The 6021-nt window shown below is 38.9% G+C and carries 5 protein-coding genes; all 5 read right to left on the reverse strand.

The genetic code is table 11. From position 1 onward, the window contains the following. Positions 1-143 precede the first annotated feature (143 nt). Positions 144-1502, reverse strand: coding sequence for a TlpA family protein disulfide reductase (locus AC1DPQ_RS15130; RefSeq protein WP_477610042.1), 1359 nt, complete (start codon positions 1500-1502; stop codon positions 144-146). Further along, entirely contained in the window at positions 1502-2860 is a 1359-nt protein-coding gene (locus AC1DPQ_RS15135; protein WP_477610044.1) for a TlpA family protein disulfide reductase, read from the reverse strand. The genes AC1DPQ_RS15130 and AC1DPQ_RS15135 overlap by 1 nt, the downstream gene beginning before the upstream one ends. A gap of 13 nt (positions 2861-2873) precedes the next feature. Continuing rightward, complete coding sequence (locus AC1DPQ_RS15140) at positions 2874-4433, reverse strand: PKD-like family lipoprotein (protein WP_477579061.1); 1560 nt, start codon at positions 4431-4433, stop codon at positions 2874-2876. 174 nt (positions 4434-4607) lie between these two features. After that, on the reverse strand, positions 4608-5351 hold the full coding sequence (locus AC1DPQ_RS15145; protein WP_477579063.1) for a DUF4843 domain-containing protein: 744 nt from the start codon (positions 5349-5351) through the stop codon (positions 4608-4610). Positions 5352-5362: 11 nt separating this feature from the next. Next, a partial coding sequence (locus tag AC1DPQ_RS15150) for a RagB/SusD family nutrient uptake outer membrane protein (RefSeq protein WP_477610046.1) occupies positions 5363-6021 on the reverse strand: 659 nt, incomplete at its 5' end.

The following is a 6021-nucleotide window of genomic DNA, read 5'->3' on the forward strand; positions in this document are numbered from 1 at the left end:
CCCCATCATTGATTTCGTAAAGGGTAATATCTTTATCGTTAAAACCTTCTGATTTCACTGTCCCCCAGATCTGGGTCATTTGTGCTGAACAGCAAAGGCTCAACATTAAGCCACTTAGGGCAAGCATCAATTTTTTCATAGCTTTATTTAGCTTTTGCCAATTCGGTTTCAAGCAATGCTTTTAGTTTTGGCTCAGAAGGGCGGGGTGAATTAGGATTGATTAATTTTCCTTCCCGATCAATCACGATAAAGCGCGGAATGGTTGTAATCTTATAGAAATCGGTAACTTTATTAACAAAACCGCCTGCATATAACTGCACCCCTGAAAGCTTCATATCGCTAACCATTTTCAGCCATTTTTCTTTGTCTTTCTGCTCATCGGTAGAAATGCTCACAAAAACTACATCTTTACCATGTAGTTCTGCATCCAGTTTCTTTAAGAAAGGAATCTCTGCTTTACAAGGCGCACACCAGGTTGCCCAGATGTCTAACACAACCACTTTGCCTTTAAAATCACTCAATGAAACCATTTTACCGCTCTGATCCTCGAAAGTAAAATCAACGGCTTTACCTCCTGCGGTAGTGATGTACAATTTAGCCCCCAATGCATCAACTCTAGATTTTAGGCTTGGCGACTGAAAATATTGGCCAAAGCTTTTAACCAGACCTTCATACTGCGGGTAGGATTGTATGAAAGGGGTCTGCTTAAACAAGATATATACCCCTTTTTGCCTATCGGTAGTAAAGAATTTTAATCTATTGTCGATATTCGTATTCCTGCCGCCTGCCCAATCAGCATATTCATTTATTAATAGCTCACCAAACAAATACGATAAGACATCGTCATTTTTGAATTTATTTTCCGCTAGGATCGAGTTATAATAAGGTACATAATCTTCTTTCTTTGCTTGAAATCCTGTTTTACGTGGAGTACGGACAAAGTGCATGGCATAATAATCTAAATCGAAATAGGTCACTGCGGTCATCAAGCGGTTAAAAACTTCATTCTTGGTTTTAATCGTCTTTCTAAATTCATCGGCCTGGGCGGCAACTTTGGTTAATTCAGGAAAAAAATCCTGATAGGTACTTAATGGCGGCTCCATAAAATAAACAGATTTTACCTTTAGCTCCTGTGTTAAGGTATTCCATGATGAAAGAATGGTGTTTTCAGGCGTTTGTTTCCCTACAAACATCATTCTTCTTTTATCAATTGCRATCTCAGCCTTATCGCCTTTTTTCACATATATCGGAAAAAGAGACCCTTTTTCCATTTTTGAATAACCTACGGTATAAAAGCCCTCATTGGTGGGCGTAAACAGAAACCCGAATGAACCATCTTCGCCCAGTTGAGTGCCGACTAATAATTCGGGCTTCCCATCTACAATACTATAAAGATAGATATCCTTTTGGGTGCCATTTTTCATCACGCCACGGATTTCGCTCATCTGCGCAAACGAAACCTTTGCTAAAAGCAGGGCGGCAATTATTAATAATTTTTTCATCAGTTATTTTTGCTTAGTAATTCATTCAGATAAACCTTCAGAACAGGGTTAGATGGGCGTTGACAGCATTTGGCATTTAGCATCCTACCCTCTTTATCAATGATGACAAAACGGGGAATGCCGGTTCTGCCAATTTTATTAAAGAAAGGATTTGCGGCAAGACCACCGTTCATCCATAATTGATTTCCGGTTAAGTTTCTTTTTTTGATAAAATCTTGCCAGTAGGCTTCTTTAATATCTCCATTTAACGAGATGAAGGCAATATCCTTTCCTACCATTTCATGTTCTAATTTTTTAAGAAAGGGCATTTCTGCTACGCAGGGATGKCACCAGGTGCTCCAGATATCGATTAAAATATATTTGCCTTTATAATCAGAGATTTTAGCTACCGAACCATCTGGTTTTTGGAAGGTATAGGCGCTAAAATCGGTCCCAGGTAAGGCGTCATTATAGCGCGTTACGGTTGCAGCTTTGCTGGTAATTGCATTGATTTTTCCAAGATTGGAGGGATCTTTAACCAGCCCCATCGATTCCTTAGCCAAGTCCTTTATTTTAAAAATATCATCTTCTAAAAAGGCATATTCCAACAACTTAACAATATAAGTTTCTTTTAATTTTTGATTACTAATGGTATTTGCAAAATCGGCAATCCAGGTATTTGAATTACGCACCTGTAGTTTGCCTGTTTCCATTTTAGCATACATGATCTCATTAATTGTTTTAAACCAATTGTAGTAAGTCACAATTTCTGGTAATAAGCTGATGTCCAGATCAACGAAGTTGATTTTGTTAATGAGGTCTGTTTCTCCCGAAACCTTTGCTTCCATATAAGGCGCGCAGACTTTATCGAGGTATTCGCCTTGTGCATAGCCCAATAAAACAGCTTTGTTTAGTTTTACCTCTTCGTTATTTGAGGTTTTTATGGCATTTACCCGGTTGGTATAAACTTCTGTAGCGCTGTACTGTTTATTCTTGTAATCATACTTTCGGGTAAGCTCAAAGAGAAACTGGTTTAAGCTGCTTCCTTTTCCAGAGAATACCACATTTTTATCCTTTACCGAAATCAAGATGTCATCTCCAGGTTTCAAGAAGGCATTAAAACCCTGTACAATTGGATCGGTTGTGGTTAAAATACAGAATTCGGGTTTTGTAAGGGTCGTTTCCATGCTGAAACGACCGTTAGTATAATTTGCTCTTCCTTTTTGGATCATGCCAAAATCTTCGATAAAAAGGCTCGCGCCTCCCCTCAGTCCCGACATCTCCCCCTTCACCACTGTTTTTACCCCTTCATCGGCCAAAATGGGCAATGAACTTCCCAGTCCGCAAATTAATGCGGCATATAAAATCAATTTTTTCATCTGCTTTTGCTGTTTATCTTTCTCTGTAATGCAAGCTTTGTACCTTGCCGAAACCGGTAAATGTATAGTTTGGTTCTTTTGTTAACCCGGCGCCACCATTTTGGATAGAAAACTTCTCCAATTTTCCGTTAACACCCTCGGGAAGTGCCGGATCATAGCTACACACCACCAGTTTGTCTGTTTCGGTGATCGGATAATTGGCACCGGTCAAATGATAAATCTGAAATTTCAGAACGCTGATTTTTGCAGCACCATAATCATACACTTCAGTACATAAAGGTGTTGCCGGAGAAGTATCATACAGATACAGTTTTCCGCCAACACTGTAAAAAAGGTAGCCTGTTTGATTGCTGACAGCGAAGTTTTCTGCCTTATCGAAATCTTTGCCTACAATTTCCTGATAGTAAAGTTGCTTGGCGGTATGTGCCTCAAAACGGGCCAGGTAATATTTAGCGGTAAGGGGATCTTTTAATATCACATTTACCTGGTTGTTTTTTGCCAAGGTCATGTATATTAAATCTTTTCCTGTATTGGCATAAGAGAATAAAAGCGGCTGGCTTACACTTCCATTAGGCTCGGGAACGGCCAACAGTTTGGAATCGTTTACACTTAAATGTCTTCTAAACCTTTTATGTTGAACATCATAAAAGTAGTTGTACTGAGAAATCGCTGGTGTTACAAAATTTTCGTTTCCGCCAATAAAAGGGGCTACTTTGTATGGCCCGTCAGTAGCGTCAAAATTAAGTGTTTGACTGTATTTATTAGCTGGTGCCTGAGAAGTATAATAAACATCGCCGGTTGATGAAATCATGTAACAGCCGTTAATGGATGGTCCATTTACACGTTTTATCAAGTCAATACTGAAATTTGATGGCAAAGGCGTCAACACTTCATACTTTACATTATAGTTAGGCTGCCAAGCAAAAGTTTCGGGGTTTACCCGGTCTACGCTCTGATCAGTTCCAAAGTAGATGGCATAAGGCAAATTAATCCCAACGCCAAGGAGCGCCCCACAGTTGTAACTGTAAACGACTTTTGGCTTGCCCTTTAATTCAAGGCCAGTGTTTGCTTTTGTCAATAAATCAGTTACTACGATGAATTCTCCACCTCGCTGTCTGGCAAGCATATCTACCCTTGCCTTACCATTCACATCGGTCATTAACAACCAGCCTTCATTGTATACATTCCTGATTTCTAGCGAAAAACTCTTTCTAAACACCACTCCTGTAACATTATCCGTAATTTTATAATAGGCACTATAAGTACCTGCCTTTTCACTTATAAACACATCCAGGTCTTTTGTTTTGGCCAATGTTTTTACCGTTGCGTCTATTACATATACCCATTCGTATGAATAACGATTTGGATCAGTAACAGCAGCATCCTGGGTAAACTCAATCTTAGGATTAATGGTTAATTGTGTAAGCGTTAGGACCGAAATTTTCCCATCTAATTCTGAGCTAAATTTAACCTCATTAATTTCATGGTAATCATAATTGCCTATATCCTTTTTACAAGAATAGGTCAACAAAGTAAAAGCCGCCAATAAGCAGGCGTATACATATTTTTTCATCAGTATATAATTATTAATTTATTGCTCATTGTTTTCGATGGCATTAATGAGCTCGCAAAAGCTCGGTTTATTTTTAACGGTGATGAAGCTATCATGGGCTTATTATTTGCGTTTTGTAGCGTTTGCCCATGATGGTTTTATCATAACAATCTTCATTTATTAGAAAACAAACAATTAGTTAGAACCTGGCCCCATAGTCATTGGCAGTCCATTTTCATCTAAAACGGTCTGACCTATACTGGCTAACCGGTCTAGTTCACGTTTTACTACTTTGCCATAGGAATTAAGCTCCCCAGTGTTACGGGCAGTCTCCATATAGTCAGCCGGTATGCCTAGAAGATCACTTACGAAAAACATTTTTGTCCGTGTCCATGTGCCAAAGGCATTGGTAAGCCAGTATTTAGGTTGTTTTACCACATCGTCGAATCTAATTTTATATCTGATGGTACTGATTGGCTTCCCCCCAACTAATCTGGTTTTCCAGCTAATGCCAAAGTTCTCCGTCGGCAACAGATCGAGAACAAGAACATAACTCTTGCTTTTCATATCGGGCGTACGGATCAATTTTACCTTGATGGTATCTCTAATGGCGTTCTTTTTGATGACAACCTTTTCAGGTAATGCCTGATAATGGATTCCCGCGATAGCTGTTGACGACTCATTAACGACAACCTTATATTGCCTTTCATGGTCTGCGGCTAGACCTGTAATTGCAACCACCACGTCTTTTACGGTGTCGGGTTTGGTTACATAAGTAAACGATACATAAGAAGAATCGACATTTGGTGCATATGTTCTTCCGGCATCAAAGAAATAAACGTCAACTTTTTCATTATCAAAGTTTATTAGCCCTTTCTCACATGAGACCAATGAAACAGCCATTAGTAATATAGCGATTTTATAAATAAGTTTATTCATGATTTTTTTGATTAACGGTTTGAAATTTCAGTGGTTGGAATTGGCACAACATATTCGGCAGCGGTCATTGAGAAGGGACTATCAGTATCACTTACCTTGTTACCATTAGGAATAGTAGCTACCTTATTCCGCTTATAATAGTAGAATAACTGGCCTTCACCAAAAAACTCCTTTTGATACTCCTTCAATATTTCTGTCGGAGTAGCAGTAACCGGGAAAGCTACGGTATTAATACCTCTATTTGACCGGACTGCGGTTAAATAACTGCTTGCGATAGTCATGTTCGGTTCACATTCTGCTGCGATATAATACATCTCGCTCAATTTTAACAAAGGGATCGTATTTCTAAAGGGTTTGGTTTTGTCTTCCACATCAGCATACTTTAAAAATGTTTTGTATGTTTTACTTGCCGGCGCATCCCAAAACTGGAAAGAGAACCTATAATCGGCGGTAAGTTCTGGACTAAACAGTGCGGTTAAACGTTCGTCTTTTGGTGCCAGAATACTATTATCGGCTAAACCAGCACTAAAAATCTTCAGTTGACCATTCCCCTCCTTATAAAGATCAGGGTTATAGGCCCCAAGAATCATTTCACTAGAAAAAATCTTATCGGGACTACCTTTTTCGTTCAGGATATTAATTTTATCTACCCAAGGAAATTTATTCGAGT

Source organism: Pedobacter sp. 01T416_2 (genome assembly GCF_056398925.1).

Excerpts from the sequence above, each read along its gene's own strand:
- AC1DPQ_RS15140 (WP_477579061.1), bottom strand. The coding sequence starts at position 4,433 with ATGAAAAAATATGTATACGCCTGCTTATTGGCGGCTTTTACTTTGTTG.
- AC1DPQ_RS15145 (WP_477579063.1), bottom strand. The coding sequence starts at position 5,351 with ATGAATAAACTTATTTATAAAATCGCTATATTACTAATGGCTGTTTCA.